The 16,595-nt window shown below is 70.6% G+C and carries 19 protein-coding genes; 8 read left to right on the top strand and 11 right to left on the bottom strand.

The genetic code is table 11. From position 1 onward, the window contains the following. Window positions 1-111: 111 nt before the first annotated feature. Window positions 112-2,094, bottom strand: coding sequence for an AMP-dependent synthetase/ligase (locus OG272_RS29380; RefSeq protein WP_405895227.1), 1,983 nt, complete (start codon window positions 2,092-2,094; stop codon window positions 112-114). Window positions 2,095-2,442: 348 nt separating this feature from the next. Between OG272_RS29380 and OG272_RS29375 the strand changes: the two genes are divergently transcribed. After that, window positions 2,443-3,573, top strand: a complete 1,131-nt coding sequence (locus OG272_RS29375) for a MaoC/PaaZ C-terminal domain-containing protein (RefSeq protein WP_405895226.1) — start codon at window positions 2,443-2,445, stop codon at window positions 3,571-3,573. Between the two features lie 182 nt (window positions 3,574-3,755). Here OG272_RS29375 and OG272_RS29370 read toward each other — a convergent pair whose 3' ends face one another. The 6 genes from OG272_RS29370 to OG272_RS29345 form a co-directional block, all read right to left on the bottom strand. Further along, window positions 3,756-4,415, bottom strand: a complete 660-nt coding sequence (locus tag OG272_RS29370) for a TetR/AcrR family transcriptional regulator (protein ID WP_326579079.1) — start codon at window positions 4,413-4,415, stop codon at window positions 3,756-3,758. 81 nt (window positions 4,416-4,496) lie between these two features. Then, window positions 4,497-4,961, bottom strand: a complete 465-nt coding sequence (locus tag OG272_RS29365; protein WP_327728252.1) for a DUF4229 domain-containing protein — start codon at window positions 4,959-4,961, stop codon at window positions 4,497-4,499. A 120-nt stretch (window positions 4,962-5,081) separates the two neighbouring features. Then, complete coding sequence (locus OG272_RS29360; protein WP_326579083.1) at window positions 5,082-5,606, bottom strand: GNAT family N-acetyltransferase; 525 nt, start codon at window positions 5,604-5,606, stop codon at window positions 5,082-5,084. Between the two features lie 223 nt (window positions 5,607-5,829). Continuing rightward, window positions 5,830-6,993 carry an aminofutalosine synthase MqnE gene (gene mqnE / locus OG272_RS29355; RefSeq protein ID WP_327728253.1) on the bottom strand — a complete coding sequence of 388 codons (1,164 nt, stop codon included), beginning with the start codon at window positions 6,991-6,993 and terminating at the stop codon, window positions 5,830-5,832. A gap of 68 nt (window positions 6,994-7,061) precedes the next feature. After that, on the bottom strand, window positions 7,062-7,517 hold the full coding sequence (locus tag OG272_RS29350) for an Lrp/AsnC family transcriptional regulator (RefSeq protein ID WP_326579087.1): 456 nt from the start codon (window positions 7,515-7,517) through the stop codon (window positions 7,062-7,064). Between the two features lie 124 nt (window positions 7,518-7,641). Beyond that, complete coding sequence (locus tag OG272_RS29345) at window positions 7,642-8,340, bottom strand: UbiX family flavin prenyltransferase (RefSeq protein ID WP_326579089.1); 699 nt, start codon at window positions 8,338-8,340, stop codon at window positions 7,642-7,644. A 91-nt stretch (window positions 8,341-8,431) separates the two neighbouring features. On the opposite strand from OG272_RS29345, the gene OG272_RS29340 reads away from it, so the two are divergent. Then, window positions 8,432-9,061: a rhomboid family intramembrane serine protease gene (locus tag OG272_RS29340; RefSeq protein ID WP_327728254.1), complete on the top strand. Its 630-nt coding sequence runs from the start codon at window positions 8,432-8,434 to the stop codon at window positions 9,059-9,061. Here the strand turns inward: OG272_RS29340 and OG272_RS29335 are convergent. From OG272_RS29335 to OG272_RS29325, 3 genes are read right to left on the bottom strand one after another with little or no spacing between them, the layout of a single operon-like run. Then, the gene (locus OG272_RS29335) at window positions 9,044-9,616 is read right to left on the bottom strand and encodes a Uma2 family endonuclease (protein ID WP_326579093.1); all 573 of its coding nucleotides are present in this window, start codon (window positions 9,614-9,616) and stop codon (window positions 9,044-9,046) included. The genes OG272_RS29340 and OG272_RS29335 overlap by 18 nt on opposite strands. Window positions 9,617-9,660: 44 nt before the next feature. After that, on the bottom strand, window positions 9,661-10,563 hold the full coding sequence (gene mqnP / locus OG272_RS29330) for a menaquinone biosynthesis prenyltransferase MqnP (RefSeq protein WP_327728255.1): 903 nt from the start codon (window positions 10,561-10,563) through the stop codon (window positions 9,661-9,663). Further along, the gene (locus OG272_RS29325; RefSeq protein ID WP_328223831.1) at window positions 10,560-12,017 is read right to left on the bottom strand and encodes a menaquinone biosynthesis decarboxylase; all 1,458 of its coding nucleotides are present in this window, start codon (window positions 12,015-12,017) and stop codon (window positions 10,560-10,562) included. The genes mqnP and OG272_RS29325 overlap by 4 nt, the downstream gene beginning before the upstream one ends. A gap of 116 nt (window positions 12,018-12,133) precedes the next feature. On the opposite strand from OG272_RS29325, the gene OG272_RS29320 reads away from it, so the two are divergent. Further along, on the top strand, window positions 12,134-12,568 hold the full coding sequence (locus OG272_RS29320) for a PLD nuclease N-terminal domain-containing protein (RefSeq protein ID WP_327728257.1): 435 nt from the start codon (window positions 12,134-12,136) through the stop codon (window positions 12,566-12,568). A gap of 21 nt (window positions 12,569-12,589) precedes the next feature. Here OG272_RS29320 and OG272_RS29315 read toward each other — a convergent pair whose 3' ends face one another. Then, window positions 12,590-12,916 (bottom strand): transcriptional regulator, encoded by a 327-nt coding sequence (locus OG272_RS29315; RefSeq protein WP_327728258.1) that lies wholly within the window; start codon window positions 12,914-12,916, stop codon window positions 12,590-12,592. Window positions 12,917-13,087: 171 nt separating this feature from the next. On the opposite strand from OG272_RS29315, the gene OG272_RS29310 reads away from it, so the two are divergent. The 5 genes from OG272_RS29310 to OG272_RS29290 all read left to right on the top strand — a co-directional run bounded on the left by OG272_RS29310 (window position 13,088) and on the right by OG272_RS29290 (window position 16,583). Further along, window positions 13,088-14,083, top strand: coding sequence for a zinc-binding dehydrogenase (locus OG272_RS29310; protein WP_327728259.1), 996 nt, complete (start codon window positions 13,088-13,090; stop codon window positions 14,081-14,083). Window positions 14,084-14,184: 101 nt separating this feature from the next. Then, the gene (locus OG272_RS29305; protein ID WP_327728260.1) at window positions 14,185-14,904 is read left to right on the top strand and encodes a MerR family transcriptional regulator; all 720 of its coding nucleotides are present in this window, start codon (window positions 14,185-14,187) and stop codon (window positions 14,902-14,904) included. Between the two features lie 73 nt (window positions 14,905-14,977). Next, window positions 14,978-15,301 (top strand): gas vesicle protein, encoded by a 324-nt coding sequence (locus OG272_RS29300; RefSeq protein WP_326585671.1) that lies wholly within the window; start codon window positions 14,978-14,980, stop codon window positions 15,299-15,301. 104 nt (window positions 15,302-15,405) lie between these two features. Next, a complete protein-coding gene (locus tag OG272_RS29295; protein WP_327732141.1) occupies window positions 15,406-15,861 on the top strand; it encodes a gas vesicle structural protein GvpA in 456 nt (151 codons plus the stop codon). A gap of 8 nt (window positions 15,862-15,869) precedes the next feature. Next, entirely contained in the window at window positions 15,870-16,583 is a 714-nt protein-coding gene (locus tag OG272_RS29290; protein ID WP_327728261.1) for a GvpL/GvpF family gas vesicle protein, read from the top strand. Window positions 16,584-16,595 lie beyond the last annotated feature (12 nt).

The following is a 16,595-nucleotide window of genomic DNA, read 5'->3' as shown; positions in this document are numbered from 1 at the left end:
AGGGAGAGGAATCACGCCCTGTTCTCGTGCGGCCCCCGCATCACTCTCTCGTGCGGCCCCCGCACACTCTCTCGTGCGGCCCCCGGATCACTTTCTCGTGCGGCCTCCGCATCATTTCTCGTACAACCCCTCGATCTCCGTCGCGAAGGACCGCTCCACGACCTCCCGCCGCAGCTTCATCGACGGGGTCAGATGGCCCGCCTCCTCCGAGAAGCCGGCGGGGACGACCGTGAACCTGCGGATGGATTCGGGGCGGGAGACCAGGCGGTTGGCCTCGTCGACGGCTCGTTGCAGGATGGCCCGCAGGTCCGGGTCGTCGGCGAGGCGTTCGAGGGGGATGTCCTGCTTGGCGTTCATCTGGGTCCAGTGGGTGATGCCCTCGGGGTCCAGGGTCAGCAGGGCGGTCACGTAGGGGCGGCGGTCGCCGATGACCATGGCGTGGGCGATCAGCGGGTGGGAGCGGAGCCAGTTCTCCAGCGGGGCCGGGGCCACGTTCTTGCCGCTGTCGGTGACGAGGATCTCCTTCTTGCGGCCGGTGATCGTCAGGTAGCCCTCGTCGTCCAGGTGGCCGATGTCACCGGTCGCGAACCAGCCGTCGGGGCCCGCCGGGACGACGCCCCCGGCCTGAGGGTCCCAGTAGCCCCGGAAGATCTGGCCGCCGTGGAGCAGGATCTCGCCGTCGGCGGCTATGCGGACCCGGGTGCCGGGCAGGGGCCGGCCGACCGTGCCCAGGCGGGGGCGGTTGGGCGGGGTGACGGTGACGGCGGCCGTCGTCTCCGTCATGCCATACCCCTCGAAGACGTCGATGCCCGCGCCCGCGTAGAAGGCGGCCAGGCGGCGGCCGAGGGGGCTGCCGCCGCAGATGACGTAACGGACCCGGCCGCCCAGTGCCTTGCGGATGCGGCGGTAGACCAGGGGGTCGTAGAAGGTGCGGGCCGCCTTCAGGAACGCGGAGGGGCCGGGGCCGGTTCCGTGCTGCTCCGCCTCCAGGGCCTCGCCGTAGCGGCGGGCGACGGCCGAGGCACGGTCGTACGACGACGCGCGGCCCATGCGTTCGGCTGAGGCGCGGGCCGTGTTGAAGACCTTCTCCAGGACGTAGGGGATCAGCAGCAGGAACGTCGGCCGGAAGGTCTTGAGGTCGGCGAGGAGGTCCTCCGTGCGGAAGCTCGGAGAGTGGCCGACGCGGATCCGCGCCCGCATGCAGGCGATCGCCACCATGCGGCCGAAGACATGGGCGAGAGGGAGGAAGAGGAGAGTGGAGGCCTCCTCGTCCGTCCTCGCGCGGAAGATGGGGTAGAGGAGGTCGATCGCGTTGTCGACCTCGGCGCAGAAGTTGCCGTGGGTGAGGGCGCAGCCCTTGGGACGGCCGGTCGTACCCGAGGTGTAGATCAGGGTCGCCAGGGTGTCGGGTCCCAACACCCCACGTCGTACGGCCACTTCCTGGTCCGACACATCACGGCCCAGCTCGGCGAGCCGGTCCAGGTGGCCCTTCTCGAAGACCCACATGTGGCGCAGGTCGGGGATGCGGTCGAGTTCGGGGCCGAGGGCGGCGGCCTGGCCCGACGTCTCCACGGCCAGCGCCACCGCTCCGGAGTCCTGGAGGATCCAGCGGGTCTGGAAGACGGAGGAGGTCGGATAGACGGGGACCGTCACCAGGCCCGCCGCCCAGGCCGCGAAGTCCAGGAGCGTCCACTCGTACGTCGTCCGCGCCATGATGGCGATACGGTCACCCGGCATCAGACCGTCGGCGATCAGGCCCTTCGCCAGCGCGAGCACCTCGGCGGCGAACTCGGCCGCCGTCACGTCCCGCCAGCCGCCCTCCCCCTTGCCCGCGTCCCTGCCCTTGTCCGCGCCTGTGCCTGTGCCTGTGTCTGTCCCTGCACCTGTTCCCGTGCCCGTGGCTGTACCGCTGCGCTTGCGGCTGAGGACGACCGAGTCGGGCTCGTGGGTCGCGTTGTCGAAGGGGATGTCCGCGAGCGAGCCGTAGGTCACGGGCGCGGCGAGCGCGGGGACGTACGCCTCTCGCACGGTGCCGTCCAGCCGCTTCAACTCGGGTTCCACCAGCGCGGGTTCGGTGTGTTCGAGGCTGGACACGGGCGACTCCTGGGCGTTCGGTGTGTCCGGATCGTACGGGGTTGGTGTGTGAGGTTGGTGTGAGTGTGGCGATAGTCCGGAGATGGAACCGGGCCGGGGGTGTGCAGTGTCGCCGGCCACCTGCGCGCGGCTCAAGCGCAGGTCAAGGGCGTGTCAAGTTACCTGAGGGTCGTTCAGTTCTGGCGTCCATCGAAGCCTTACCAGGGCATTACCTCGGGTAACCTGACTTCCGGGTAAGAAGGCCGTCCTGGAGGTCGTGGTCCGCGGTCGCGGCACAGGAGCACCACGGCGGGGAGCTCCACGGCGAACACCACGGCGAGCACCACCGGCGAAGGGGGAATCCGTCCGATGCACACCCTCACCCTCACGCAACCGCCCTCCCTCGGCTCCCGTCTCGCCCAGGGCGCCCTCCTCTCGCCGTGCAAGAGCCTCAAGCTCCCCCGCGCGGCCTCCCGGCCCACGTCTCCCACCAGGTTCCCCCGGCTCGTCCTGCCCGGCGTCCGGATCGACCTCGCCCGGCTCGCCGCGTACGAGCGGGTCTGCGGGTTCCCCACCGGGGAGGACGCGGTTCCGCTGACGTATCCGCACGTCCTCGGGTTTCCGCTCGCCATGCGGATCATGGCCGGCCGGGACTTCCCGCTGCCCCTCCTCGGGCTCGTGCACACGTCGATCGAGATCACCCGGCGGCGTCGGCTGCCCGCCACCGGGGAGTACCAGATCACCGTGTACGTCGACGAGTTGGCGCCCCATCGCCGGGGCACCGAGGCGACGGTCGTGACCGAGGTGCGGGACGGGCGCGAGGACAGGGACGGGGTCGGGGTCCGGGTCCGGGACGGTGACGGGGACGGGGACGGGGTCGGGATCGCGTGGGAATCGCGGAGCACGTATCTCGCCCGGCACCGGCGGAACGAGGACGCGCCGGGCGGCGGGGGTGAGCGGTCGCGGGAGGAACCCTCGCGGGGCGAGCGGCTGCGGGACGAACCGTCGCGGGGCGAGCGGCCGCGGGACGAACCATCGCGGGACGAGCGGCCGCGGGACGAACCATCCCGGGACGAGCGGCCGCGGGACGAACCATCGCGGGACGAACCGTCGCGAGGCGAGCGGTCGCGGGAGGGTCGGAAGCCGTTGCCCGCCGTCGCCGAGTGGCGGTTGGCCGGGGATGTGGGGCGGCGGTACGGGGCGGTGTCCGGGGACCGGAATCCGATCCATCTGCATCCGCTCGGCGCCCGCCTGTTCGGCTTCCCCCGGGCGATCGCGCACGGTATGTGGACCGTGGCCCGCTGCCTCGCCGAGCACGGCGCACCCCCGGCGACCCTCGTCCGCGCGGAGTTCCGCGCGCCGGTACCACTGCCGGGCGCGGTGACGTACGCGGCGGACGGACAGGCCTGGGGCGGCTTCGAACTGCGCGGAGGCGACGCCTCCGGCCCGGGCGGCGGACGGGTTCATGTGAGGGGCCACGTGTACCCGCTCGTCGCCTGACCGCACCGGCGGGAGTGCGGGAGTCGGCTGTTCGCTCGCGGGGATACGAAGACGGTAACGGGGTGGGGGCTGGTCGCGCCGGTCGCCGCGCCCCTTGACGGCATGGGGCGCACCCAGCGTCTTTCCGGGGCGCGGTGAACTGCGCGAGCAACCACCCACGCCCCGCAGCTGCCCCGCGAACGTCACCCCCCGGGTTCGCTCGCGATCGGCGGTGTCCAGGGGCGGCCCTCCATCAGGTCGCCCAGGCCGGCCCAGGCGAAGTTCATGAGGGTGGCCGCGGCCTGGCGGGCGGTGATGCCGGGGGTGGCGTTGGCCCAGGCGGCGAGGGCTTCGGCGGCACCGACGAGGCCCTCGGCGAGACCGGCGACCTCACGCTCGGGCAGTGACGGGTCGCGGCGGGCCTCCCTGGCGCCGACCAGGATCAGCCCGGTCACGAACGCGACCATCTCCTCCCGCATCGCCGCCACTTCGGCGGCGAACGGTTCGCCGTGCGTACGGGCCTGGAGGTGCAGTACGGCCCAGGCGTCCGGGTTGTGCGCGGTGTGCGTGAAGAACGCCAGCAGCCCTTCCCAGAGTTGGCGGTCGGCGGGCAGCTCGGGGTTCACTCCCGCGCGTACGGCGGTGGTGAGGGCCTTGGCCTCGCGGCGGATGCAGGCCGTGAAGAGGTCTTCCTTGGAGTTCAGGTACAGGTACACCAACGGCTTGGACACGCCCGCCAGTTCGGCGATCTCGTCCATCGACGCGGCCCGGTAGCCATGCTGCCCGAAGGTCCGCACCGCCGCGTCCAGCATCTGCTGTTCCCGCACCGCGCGGGGCATCCGTTTGCTCTTCACAGCACCCATGCGGGCAAGCGTACGGTTCCGACGGCGGGTACGGACCTGGGCGTCGGGCGGGTGATCTTCCCCGCGGGCCGGCGAACGGACCTACGAAGCCTTGCCCGACGCGGGCTGGGCGGTCTTCACGGCTTCGTCGCTCTTCACCGCTTCGTCGCTCTTCACCGCTTCGCCGGACTTCGTCGCTTCGCCGGCCTTCGTCGCCCCGTCGGACTTCGTCGCTTCGTCGGACTTCGTGTCCTCGGCCGTCTCCGGGGTCCGCGTCCTCGCTTCGTCGTCGGCCTCGTCCTCCTGGCTGCGGTTGGCGGCGAGGTTGGACTTGACGCGGTCGATGGAGCGGTCGAGGTGGGGGGCGATCCGGACGGAGGCCCGGTCGCGCTCCTTGCGCAGGGCGACGAAGCTGATCGGCGCGGAGACCAGGAGGGCGAGGACGACCACCCACATGCCGTTGGAGGCGCCGAGGCCGCGCGGGGCGATGCCGGAGTAGACGAGGGCCCAGACGACCACGAAGCAGCCCACGAAGATACCGAGGCGCATCAGTGTGTAGCGGAGCATCTCAATCCACTCTTCCGTTTCCGTTCCGAACGTTGCCGAAGGGCATCGTCCAGTGAAGCACGGTCGGCGTGCGATCTTGCAGGGGGGTGTCGGGCCCTCGGCCCCCCGGGGCCCTGGGCCTCAGGTCAGGGGCAGGAGCATCGTGATGTCGTCGCGGTGGTCGTCGGGGGCGACGCGGATGGCGCCGGGGACCCGGCCGACCTCCTTGTAGCCGCAGGAGGCGTAGAAGCGTTCCAGGCCGAGGCCGCCCCGGCAGGACAGGCGGATGGCGTCTATGCCGTCGAAGTCCCGGGCCGTGGTCTCGGCCGCCCGCATGAGGGCGTGGCCGTAGCCCTTGCCCTGGTGGGCGGGGTGGACCATCACCGTGTACAGCCAGACCCAGTGGGTCATCAGACGGTGGGTGTTGAAGCTGAAGAACGCGGTGGCGGCGGGGGTGCCGGTGGAGTCGAGGCCGAGGAGGAGGCGGTGCCTGCCTTCCGCCATGGCGACCAGGTGTTTCAGGAGTTCTGGGCGGATGACTTCCGGGGTGACCGGGGGGACGAAGCCCACGGCTCCGCCGGCGTTCGAGACGTCTGACCAGAGGGTGAGGATGCCGTCGTGGAGGGTGGGGGTGAGGGGTGGGTCCAGGTGGAACGTAAGGGGCATGGGGCGACCGTAATCATTACCTGCGGGGCGTCTCAAGGGGGTTCCGCCCCCGCCGCCCCTACCCGTCCCATCCTCAAGGGGCTGCGCCCCTTCGACCCCCGGGTGCGGGTCCGGTGGGGCTTCTCGCGCAGTTCCCCGCGCCCCTGAAAAAGCGGGGGCTGCGCCCCCTGCTTTTTCATCGGGCTCATCGGGTTCATCGGGCCGTAGGCGGAGAGCCTGTCCGTCAGAGCCGCATCGGCTGGGGGGAGTCCCTGCGGGACGGGTCCGGGGCGTCGTACTCGCGGATGATCTCGTACCTCGTGTTCCGTTCGACGGGGCGGAAGCCGGCGTCGCGGATGAGGTCGAGCAGGTCCTCGCGGGTCAGCTTGTTCGGCGTGCCGTAGTTGTCCGCGTCGTGGGTGATCTTGTACTCGACGACCGAGCCGTCCATGTCGTCGGCGCCGTGCTGGAGCGCCAGCTGGGCCGTCTGGACGCCGTGCATGACCCAGAAGACCTTGACGTGGGGGACGTTGTCGAACAGCAGCCTCGACACCGCGAAGGTCTTCAACGCCTCCGCGCCCGTTGCCATCTGGGTGCGGGCCTGGAGGCGGTTGCGTACCTTGCCGTCCTGCATGTCGACGAAGTCGTGCTGGTAGCGGAGGGGGATGAAGACCTGGAAGCCGCCGGTCTCGTCCTGCAGTTCGCGCAGGCGCAGGACGTGGTCCACCCGGTGGCGCGGCTCCTCGATGTGGCCGTAGAGCATGGTGCAGGGGGTCTTGAGACCCTTCTCGTGCGCCAGGCGGTGGATCCGCGACCAGTCCTCCCAGTGGGTGCGGTGGTCGACGATGTGCTGCCGGACCTCCCAGTCGAAGATCTCCGCGCCGCCACCGGTGAGCGACTCCAGGCCCGCTTCGATCAGCTCGTCGAGGATCTCGGACGCCGACAGGCCGCTGATCGTCTCGAAGTGGTGGATCTCCGTGGCCGTGAAGGCCTTCAGGGACACGTTCGGGAGGGCGGCCTTCAGCTCCTTCAGGGAGCGCGGGTAGTAGCGCCACGGGAGGTTCGGGTGCAGGCCGTTGACGATGTGCAGCTCGGTGAGGTTCTCGCCCTCCATCGCCTTGGCGAGCTTCACCGCCTCCTCGATGCGCATCGTGTACGCGTCCTTCTCCCCCGGCTTGCGCTGGAAGGAGCAGTACGCGCAGGAGGCCGTGCACACGTTGGTCATGTTGAGGTGGCGGTTGACGTTGAAGTGGACGACGTCACCGTTCTTCCGCGTCCGCACCTCGTGCGCCAGACCGCCCAGCCAGGCCAGGTCGTCCGACTCGTACAGCGCGATGCCGTCCTCGCGGGTCAGCCGCTCGCCGGAGCGGACCTTCTCCTCCAGCTCGCGCTTGAGCCCGACGTCCATGCCCACACCTTTCACCGACCGACCTGCCTGTCTGCCTCGAAGACCTCGTCAACCCTACGTCTCCTGCCCTACTCCTCCTCCGGCAGCTCACCCACCCGGTTCTCCCACTTCGTGGAGAGCACGATCGTCGTACGGGTCCTGGACACGCCCTTCGTGCCGGAGAGCCGGCGGATGGTCTTCTCCAGACCGTCGACGTCGGGGGCGCGCACCTTGAGCATGTACGAGTCGTCACCCGCGATGAACCAGCAGTCCTCGATCTCGGCCAGGTCCCGCAGCCGCTGCGCCACGTCCTCGTGGTCGACGGCGTCGGAGAGGGAGATGCCGATGAGCGCGGTCACGCCGAGGCCGAGGGAGGCCGCGTTGACGGTGGCGCGATAGCCGGTGATGACACCGGCCGCCTCCAGCCGGTTGATGCGGTCGGTGACACTGGGTCCCGACAGGCCGACGAGGCGTCCCAGCTCCGCGTAGGAGGCCCGGCCGTTCTCCCTCAGGGCCTGGATGAGCTGCCTGTCCACCGCGTCCATGCGATCGGTTGCCTTCCGCTGAAGAGTTGCGTTGTGGGTGCTACGTGCTCAGGTTGTGGGTGATACGTGCTCAGTGGGACGAGCGGGATGAGGGTGATACGGGGCCGGGGTGGGCGCTTACGGCTCAGTCGGTCGTACGGGAAGCCCGTCCGCCGCCCACGTCGCCCTCCCAGCGCCGGTACAGGGTGTGTGGGACGCCCGCCGCGTCCAGCGCCCGTCCGGCGACGAAGTCCACCAGGTCCTGGATGTGCGTGGCCCCCGCGTAGAACGCCGGGGACGCGGGCAGTACGGTCGCGCCCGCCTCGTCCAGGGTCACCAGGTGCCGCAGGGTCTGCCCGTTCAACGGGGTCTCGCGTACGGCGACCACGAGACGCCGGCTCTCCTTGAGGGTCACGCTCGCCGCCCGTTGCAGCAGGTCCTTGGAGAGCCCCAGGGCCACGCCCGCGACGCACGCCGTCGACGCGGGGACGATCAGCATCCCCTTGACGGGGTACGAGCCCGAGGACGGCCCCGCTGCCAGGTCACCTGCGCTCCAGTGCCGTACGCGGTCGCCCTCGACGTTCACGGCGAACGTGTCGGGCTTGCCGTCGGCCCCGCGGGCCAGCCATTCCCGCAGGTCGTCGCGCCAGTGCGCGTCCCGGAAGGAGATTCCCGTCTCGTCCAGCAGCGTCAGCCGCGAGGCCCGGGACACCACGAGGTCGACGCGCTCGCCGGCGGCGAGGAGCGCGCGCAGCACGGCCGCGGCGTATGGGGTGCCGGATGCGCCGGACACCCCTACGATCCAAGGCGTACGCGGCGTCTCTCCTGGCTTGACTGGGTTCACGACCCCGAGCCTATCCGGCGCCGCGGGGCGGGAACCGGTCAAGGGGGCACGGCCGTTTCCTGGAGGGGACGAGATGACTCGGGGGTTCGACATGGCTGGTGGAGTGCGTGGGGCGCTGAGCCCGGAGCGGGAGTGGTCGCGCGGGGACCGTGCGAAGGCCGCGGCCAAGCTGATGGTGGGCTGGGTGGCGCTGCTGTGGATCCTGGAAGTCGTCGATGCGGCGACCGGCCATGCGCTGGACGACTTCGGCATCGTGCCGCGTTCGGTGCCCGAGCTGGTCGATGTCGTGCCCGCGTCGTTCATCCACTTCGGCTTCGCCCATGTCGCCGCGAACAGCGTGCCGCTGCTGGTGCTGGGCTTCCTCTCGGCGCTCGGCGGGCTGCGCCGGTTCGCCGCCGTGTGCGCGCTGATCATCGTCGCGGACGGGCTGGGGGTCTGGCTGATATCCCCGGACAACACGAACACGGCGGGCGCGTCCGGCGTGGTCTTCGGGCTCTTCGGTTTCCTGGTCGTCAGCGGGTTCGTCGAGCGGCGGCTGATGGGGGTGGCGGTAGGGGTTCTCGTCGCGGCCGTCTGGGGCGGGTCGATCCTGGCCGGGGTCGCGCCGACCGAGACGGGCATCAGCTGGCAGGGGCATCTGATCGGGTTGGTGACGGGGGTGGTGGCGGCGTTCCTGTTCCGGCGCCGGGCGGACGGGCCGCGCTCAGGGCGCGCTGGGTGACCCGGGGTCCACAGGAAGGCGGCTGGAATCGACCGTGAGGCGACCGATCTTGGTCTCCACGGTGAGCTTGCCGCCGTACGGAAGCGTGTCTCGTCCACGGTAGCCGTCGGGGCCGGGATTCCAGAGCGTGACGAGATGCGCCTTCTGCGGATCGAAGATCAGGTAATTCGGGATGCCTCGAGAGGCGTACTGCTTGTTCTTGACCTCGTAGTCGTTGCGGACGCTGCTTGGGGAGACGACCTCGATGGCGAGCTCGATGAGGTCGGGTGCGTAGGACGTCAGATTCCGGTTCTTCTCGGCCGCTGGGATGAGCGCGAGATCGGGGCAGAACTCGAAGTCGTCGCTGAACGGGATGGCCACATCGCTGATGAAACCCCACTCCGGGCCCAGCTGAGCTTCCAGCTGTGTCCAAAGCCGCATGATGGTCTCGTTGTGGAACGGCCTCAGCGGACTCATCACGATGTTGCCCTCGACAATCTCCATCCGGTATCCGCGGAACATGTCCTCGTACCGGGCGAGCTGCGAGTGCAGGCGGTCACTGTCCGAGATGGTCACGTCGGCCTCCGTCTCTCTGCACTCGATGGTAGGCCGCACCGTACTCAGAGGGTCAGACCCCGAACCAGAAGATCCAGCAGCGCACACACGAACAGGGCAATGCCGATGAACCCGTTGACGGAGAAAAACGCCCGGTTCAGGCGCGACAGGTCGTGCGGCCGCACGATCGAGTGCTCGTACACGAACGCGCCCGCGACGACCGCCAGGCCCAGCCACAGGAACGCGCCCGCGTCCGTCGCCACCGCGTACCAGACGAACAGGCCCGTCGTCAGGACGTGGCAGACCCTCGCCGCCCAGATCGCCGCCGGGATGCCGAAGCGGGCCGGCACCGACAGGACGCCGGACTCGCGGTCGGACTCGACGTCCTGGCAGGCGTAGATGAGGTCGAAGCCGCCGATCCAGATGCCGACGGCCAGGCCGAGGACGACCGCGTCCCAGGACCACTCCCCCGTGATCGCGAGCCAGCCGCCGACCGGGCCCATGGCCTGGGCGAGGCCCAGGATGGCCTGGGGGTAGTTCGTGAAGCGTTTGCCGTAGGGGTAGACGACCATCGGGATGACGGCGACGGGGGCCAGGGCCAGGCAGAGCGGGTTCAGCAGCGCCGCCGAGCCGAGGAAGATCACGACCGCGATCAGGGCGCCCGTCCAGGCGTGCTTGACCGACATGGCGCCCGTCACCAGCTCGCGGTGTGCCGTACGCGGGTTCCGGGCGTCGATCTCGCGGTCGATGATCCGGTTGACCGCCATCGCGAAGGTACGCAGGCCCACCATGCAGACGGTGACCAGGAGCAGCCGGACCCAGTGGACGTTGCCGTCCAGCTGGAACATGGCCGTGAGCGCGGCGATGTACGCGAAGGGCAGCGCGAAGATCGAGTGCTCGATCATCACCAGGCGGAGGAAGGCCTTCGTCCGGCCCGGCTGGGGGATCGCGGCGGAGGCGCTGGTCACAGGCCGTACTCCTTCCAGCGGCGGTCGACCAGGGCCGAGGTGGCGGGGTCGGACTCGACCATGTCGGGCCAGCCGCCGTCCCGGGTGTAGCCCTCCTCGGTCCACTTCTTCGTGGCGTCGATGCCCGCCTTGCCGCCCCAGAACTGCTGGTAGGAGGCGTGGTCCAGATGGTCCACCGGGCCTTCGACCACCGAGAGGTCCCGGGCGTAGTCCGTGTTGCCGAGCGCGCGCCAGGCGACCTCGTGCAGGTCGTGGACGTCGCAGTCGGAGTCGACGACCACGATCAGCTTGGTCAGGGACATCATGTGGGCGCCCCAGATCGCGTGCATGACCTTCTGCGCGTGCTTGGGGTACTTCTTGTCGATCGAGATGATCGCGCAGTTGTGGAAGCCGCCGGCCTCGGGCAGGTGGTAGTCCACGATGTCCGGGACGATGATCTTCAGGAGCGGCAGGAAGAAGCGTTCCGTCGCGCGGCCCAGCGGGCCGTCCTCCGTCGGCGGGCGGCCGACGACGATCGACTGGAGCAACGGCCGCTTCCGCATCGTCACGCAGTCGATCTTCAGGGCGGGGAACGGTTCCTGCGGGGTGTAGAAGCCGGTGTGGTCGCCGAACGGACCCTCGGGGAGCATCTCGCCGGGCTCCAGCCAGCCCTCGATGACGACCTCCGCCTGCGCCGGCACCTGCAGCGGCACCGTCTTGCAGTCGACCATCTCGATCCGCTTCCCCGAGACGAACCCGGCGAACAGGTACTCGTCGATGTCACCGGGAAGCGGGGCCGTGGAGGCGTAGGTCACGGCGGGCGGGCAGCCGAAGGCGATGGCGACCGGCAGGCGTTCGCCGCGCTTGGCGGCCACCTGGTAGTGGTTGCGGCTGTCCTTGTGGATCTGCCAGTGCATGCCGATGGTGCGCTTGTCGTGGCGCTGGAGGCGGTAGAGGCCGAGGTTGCGTACGCCGGTCTCGGGGTGCTTGGTGTGGGTGAGGCCGAGGTTGAAGAAGGAGCCGCCGTCCTTCGGCCAGGTGAACAGCGCCGGAAGCTGTTCCAGATCCACGTCGTCGCCCTGGAGGACCACCTCCTGTACGGGGGCGCTGTCCGCCTTCACCTTCTTCGGCGGGACGTGGGTCATCGCGCCGAGCTTCCCGAACGCCTCGCGCACGCCGACGAAGCCGTGGGGCAGCTCCGGCTTGAGCAGGCCGCCGATCTTCTCGCTGATCTCGCCGTACGACTTGAGGCCGAGGGCCTTCAGCAGGCGGCGGTCCGTGCCGAAGACGTTCATCGCGAGGGGCATCGAGGTGCCCTTCACGTTCTCGAAGAGAAGGGCGGGGCCGCCGGCCTTGTTGACCCGGTCGACGATCTCCCCGACCTCCAGGTAGGGGTCGACTTCGGCCTTGATGCGCTTGAGATCGCCCTCGCGCTCCAGTGCGCGGAGCAGGGAGCGAAGATCGTCGTAAGCCATGGGGTCAAGTATCCCCGAGGGGCTACCCTGACCCCGTCACGGGGCCCGGCGCACGGTCCCGCCGTCACTTCCGGGGCCGGTACGCGGGCCCACCGCCGTTTCCAGGGGGCTGTTCCATGCTCAGGGTGTTGATGTACCTCGTGCCGTTGGCGCTGACGATCTACGCGTTCATCGACTGCCTCAACACCCCCGAGGACGAGGCGAAGCACCTGCCGAAGATCGCCTGGGTCTTCATCATCCTGCTCTTCTGGATCGTCGGCCCGATCGCCTGGCTCGCCGCCGGCAAGCTCCGCAACGCCCCCGCGGGCGGCCGCACCCCCTCCGAGTGGCACCGCGAGCACCGCACGCAGTACGTCGCCCCCGACGACAACCCCGAGTTCCTGAAGTCCCTCGCCGAGGACAACAAGAAGGACGAGTCCCTCCTCAAGAGCTGGGAGGCCGACCTGCGCCGCCGCGAGGAGGAGCTGAAGCGGCAGGAGGAGGAGAAGCCGGACCAGGGGGGCAAGGGGAGCAAGGGGAGCAAGGGCGACAAGAAGGACGGCGAGGAGTAGGGCCCGGCCGGGGCCGAGACCTCAGTCCTCGCGCAGGACGAGGGCGAGCAGCCCGGGGAAGCGGGCGTCGAACTCCTCGCGGCGCAGGCGGTTGACGCGCCTGGCGCCCTCGTCGCGCTGTTCGACGAGTCCGGCACCGCGGAGCACCGAGAAGTGGTGACTGAGGGCGGCCTTGCCGACCGGCACGTCGAAGCTGCCGCAGCTGCGCGTCCAGACCGGGGAGCCCGCCAACTCCCGTACGAGCGTGATGCGTACGGGATCGGCGAGGGCCGCGAGGGCGGTCAGGACCGGGACGTCGTCGGGGTGGGTGTGCTCGGGGGCCGCCCGATGGCCGGCACGTTCCGCCATGTCCGCCCTTTCCTGTCGCACCTCTCGCGGAGGACTCTCGCACCTCGCGGAGGCTTCACTCCTCGCGGGTGCCCACTCCTTGCAGAGTGGCCGCGCCTTGCGAAGTGTTCGATGAGAACCATACACTCGCGAGTGTTCGCTTTTCATTGAACAGTCGAGCGGGAGTCCGGCATGCGCGCGATCGAGTTCCAGGAGTACGGCGACCCCGAGGTCCTGACGGTGGTGGAGGCGGAGGTTCCCGAGCCCGGCCCCGGGCAGGTCAGCGTCGATGTGGCGTACGCCGGGGTGAACTTCGCCGACCTGAAGGCCCGCGCCGAGGGCTACCGGGTCCCGGCGCTCCCCTACCGCCCCGGCCTGGAGGTCTCCGGACGGGTGCGCGCGCTCGGCGAGGGCGTCGAGGGGCTGAGCGTCGGGCAGCAGGTGACCGCGCTGACGGACGCGGGCGCGTACGCCGAGGTGATCGTGGCCGACGCGGTGACCGTGTTCCCGCTGCCCGAGGGCCTGGGCCTCCGTACGGGCGCCACGCTCCCCACCGTGCTGCCGACGGCGTACGCGCTCGTGCACGCGGTGGGGCGGCTGCGGGCCGGGGAGAGGGTGCTCGTGCAGGGCGCGGCGGGCGGGATCGGCACCGTGGCGGGGCAGTTGGCGAAGGCGGCGGGCGCGGCGGCGGTGTACGGGGTGGTGTCGGACGCGGCCAAGGCGAAGCACGCGCTGGCCCACGGCTACGACGAGGTCTTCGCCGGCACCGACACCGGGTTCTTCGCGGACGAGGTGCGCGCCGCGACCGGTGGCCGTGGCGTCGACCTGGTCCTCGACCCCGTCGGCGGCGACACGCTCCGCGCCGGGCTCGCCTCCCTCGCCCCGTTCGGCCGCCTGGTCTCCTTCGGCAACGCGAGCGGGGAGCGGCCGTGGACCGTCGGCCAACCGGAGCTGTACCCGCTCGGTCTGACCGTGTCCGGGTTCTCCGTCCTCGCCCTCGCCACGTCGGCGCCCGCCGAGCTGCGCACCCTCGCCGAGCGGGCCTTCGCCGCGGTCGTCGACGGGGTGGTGTCCCTCCCGGTGACCGCCGAGTTCGATCTGGCGGAGGCGGCGGAGGCCCACCGGCTGATGGGCACGCGCAAGAGCGTGGGGAAGCTGTTGCTGCGGGTGGGGGGCGGGGAGGCGTAGGCACCGCCGCCCCCGGCCGGCCGGTCCTCGGCCGGCCGGTCCTTCCTCGGACCGGAAACTCCCTCCCCCTCGCTCCTCGAACCGTCCTAGCCTTCGACCCGATGCCCGCACTCGAACGAACCTCCGCCCGCCTCCGGCCCGTCGACCTGGCCCGCCTCCTGGGTGTCTCCACGCAGCAGATCCGCAACTACGAGGAGGCCGGGGTGCTGCCGCCCGTGCCGCGTACGGACTCGGGGTACCGGGTCTTCGGGGACGCGCACCGGCGGGCGCTGCTGACGTACCGGGCGGTGTCGCAGGGGTACGGGGCGGTGGCGGCCACGCGGATCATGCGGACCGTGCACGAGGGGGACGTACCCGGTGCGCTGGCGTTGGTGGACGCGGCGCACGCGGCGCTGCACGCGGAGCGGGTGTCGTTGCGGGCGACGCGCGAGGCGTTGGAGACGCTGGCCGGGGAGCCGCCCGAGGACGACGTACCCGGCCCCGATCTGCTGATCGGCGAGGTCGCCGCGCTGCTCGGCGTGCGGACGTCCACGCTCCGCGTCTGGGAGGCCGCCGGGCTCCTCTCCCCCCGCCGCGCACGCGGCACCGGCTACCGCCACTACGCGCCCGACGAGGTACGCGACGCCCGCTTCATCCTCGCCCTCCGCCGCAACCACTACCTCCTCGACCACATCCGTCCCGTCCTCGAAGACCTCCGCCGGGAGGGCGGCACCGAGGCCCTGAGTTCCGCGATCACCACCCGCCACACCGCGCTGACCACCCGCACGGCGGCGATGCTGGAGGGAGCGGGCCACCTGCACTCCTACCTGACGACGGAGTGAACGCGAGGGCCCGCTCAGGAGTGGCATAGGAGGCGCCGGAGGTCGATGATGGACAAAGGGTAAGAAGGTGATGATGACGAACGGTCACGAGTCGGAGAAGCGCCGTTCCCCGCGGCAGGAGCCCGCCGAGGAACGCCTCTCCGCGCCCGAGGCCATGCGGAGCGCGATCGAGCAGCTCACCGAGTTGCTGGGCCGCGCTCCCGAGTCAGTTTCCGCGCTGAAGCCGACCGACGAGGGCTGGGAGGCCCAGGTCGAGGTCCTGGAGCTGGAGCGCGTCCCGCAGACGACCAGTGTGATGGCCGGCTACCGGGTCGTTCTGGATCCCGCGGGCAAGCTGCTGGCGTACGAGCGCGGACGCCGGTACACGCGCGCGCAGGTCGACCGGGGCAACCGCTGAGCCGACGCGGCCACGGCCGCCGAGAAGTCGGCAACGCCGTCTGAGCCACGGCTCGCAGCCCCTGACGTACGGCTTCCCGCATCGGAAGGGAAGAGATCGTGACTGTGGTGCCGCAGGGCGAGGGCGGCGCCGGCGTCGCCCGTGGTGGTGGCTCGGGAAACCTGTACGACGTGCTGGAACTCGTCCTCGACCGGGGGCTGGTCATCGACGCGTTCGTACGGGTCTCCCTGGTGGGCATCGAGATCCTGAAGATCGACGCCCGGGTCGTCGTGGCCAGTGTCGACACGTATCTGCGCTTCGCGGAGGCGTGCAACCGGCTGGACCTGGAATCGGGGCGCAAGGCCCCCTCCCAGCTGACGGACATCGTCGGGGACACCACCGAGGCGGGCGCCCGGGGCAAGAGCAAAGGGGCACTCACGGGCGCGGTCCAGGCCGTCACCGATTCGCTCCAGAAGGGGCGCGGGGACGAGGACGAGCGCGGGTCCGTCGGGCGCGAGAAGCAGCGCGTGCGCTCCGAGCGGAGCGCGAGCCGCCGTTCCTCCAGAGACCGTGAGGAGTGACCGAGCCGATGTCCGTGTACGTCTACGCGATCACCAAGGCGGCACATCCGCTGGGCCTGGACCACGTCAAGGGCGTCGGAGAGGACCCCGCCGAACTGCACGCCGTCAGCAGCGGCGAGCTGAGTGCCGTCGTCAGCGAGGCCCCCGAGGTGCTCTCGGTCAGCCGCCGGGACGTGGAGGCCCACCTCGATGTCCAGGAACAGCTGTGGGCCGACGGCGCCATTCTGCCGATGAGCTTCGGCTTCGTCGCCCCGGACGAGTCCGCCGTGGAAGAGCTGCTCCAGGAGCGGGCCGAGGCGTTCTCCCAGCGGCTCGACGAGCTCACCGGACGCGCGGAGTTCAACGTCAAGGGCGTACTGGACGAGGACACCCTCCTGCGCGCCGTGCTGACGGAGTCCGCGCGGGCCCGTGAGCTCAACGACGCGATCCGCGAGGGCGGCGGCACGTACGAGGACCGCCTCGCCCTTGGCGAACTCGTGGCCCAGGAGGTGCAGAGCCGGCAGGAGGCGCTGGGTGAGGAGGCCCTCGCCGCACTGCGGCCCTACGCCCTGGCCGAGCAGGTCACCCCACCGTCCCAGCAGTACTTCGTGAACGCCTCGTTCCTGGTGGACGGCGAGAAGTCCGACGAGTTCGCCGAGGCCGGAGGAGAGCTGGCCGAGGCCCTGGGAGAGGGGGTGGAGCTGCGGCTGCGCGGGCCGCTGCCGCCGTACAGCTTCGTATGACCGCGTACGACT

The organism is Streptomyces sp. NBC_00104 (assembly GCF_045160825.1).
Classification (GTDB): Bacteria; Actinomycetota; Actinomycetes; order Streptomycetales; family Streptomycetaceae; genus Streptomyces.
This window is presented reverse-complemented; position numbering and strand designations above follow the sequence as displayed.

What these genes read in the sequence shown, in the direction of transcription:
- OG272_RS29375 (WP_405895226.1), top strand. Translation starts at nt 2,443, where the DNA reads ATGCACACCCTCACCCTCACGCAACCGCCCTCCCTCGGCTCCCGTCTC.
- OG272_RS29370 (WP_326579079.1), bottom strand. Translation starts at nt 4,415, where the DNA reads ATGGGTGCTGTGAAGAGCAAACGGATGCCCCGCGCGGTGCGGGAACAG.
- OG272_RS29365 (WP_327728252.1), bottom strand. Translation starts at nt 4,961, where the DNA reads ATGCTCCGCTACACACTGATGCGCCTCGGTATCTTCGTGGGCTGCTTC.
- OG272_RS29360 (WP_326579083.1), bottom strand. Translation starts at nt 5,606, where the DNA reads ATGCCCCTTACGTTCCACCTGGACCCACCCCTCACCCCCACCCTCCAC.
- mqnE (WP_327728253.1), bottom strand. Translation starts at nt 6,993, where the DNA reads ATGGACGTCGGGCTCAAGCGCGAGCTGGAGGAGAAGGTCCGCTCCGGC.
- OG272_RS29350 (WP_326579087.1), bottom strand. Translation starts at nt 7,517, where the DNA reads ATGGACGCGGTGGACAGGCAGCTCATCCAGGCCCTGAGGGAGAACGGC.
- OG272_RS29340 (WP_327728254.1), top strand. Translation starts at nt 8,432, where the DNA reads ATGGCTGGTGGAGTGCGTGGGGCGCTGAGCCCGGAGCGGGAGTGGTCG.
- OG272_RS29325 (WP_328223831.1), bottom strand. Translation starts at nt 12,017, where the DNA reads ATGGCTTACGACGATCTTCGCTCCCTGCTCCGCGCACTGGAGCGCGAG.
- OG272_RS29320 (WP_327728257.1), top strand. Translation starts at nt 12,134, where the DNA reads ATGCTCAGGGTGTTGATGTACCTCGTGCCGTTGGCGCTGACGATCTAC.
- OG272_RS29315 (WP_327728258.1), bottom strand. Translation starts at nt 12,916, where the DNA reads ATGGCGGAACGTGCCGGCCATCGGGCGGCCCCCGAGCACACCCACCCC.
- OG272_RS29310 (WP_327728259.1), top strand. Translation starts at nt 13,088, where the DNA reads ATGCGCGCGATCGAGTTCCAGGAGTACGGCGACCCCGAGGTCCTGACG.
- OG272_RS29305 (WP_327728260.1), top strand. Translation starts at nt 14,185, where the DNA reads ATGCCCGCACTCGAACGAACCTCCGCCCGCCTCCGGCCCGTCGACCTG.
- OG272_RS29300 (WP_326585671.1), top strand. Translation starts at nt 14,978, where the DNA reads ATGACGAACGGTCACGAGTCGGAGAAGCGCCGTTCCCCGCGGCAGGAG.
- OG272_RS29290 (WP_327728261.1), top strand. Translation starts at nt 15,870, where the DNA reads ATGTCCGTGTACGTCTACGCGATCACCAAGGCGGCACATCCGCTGGGC.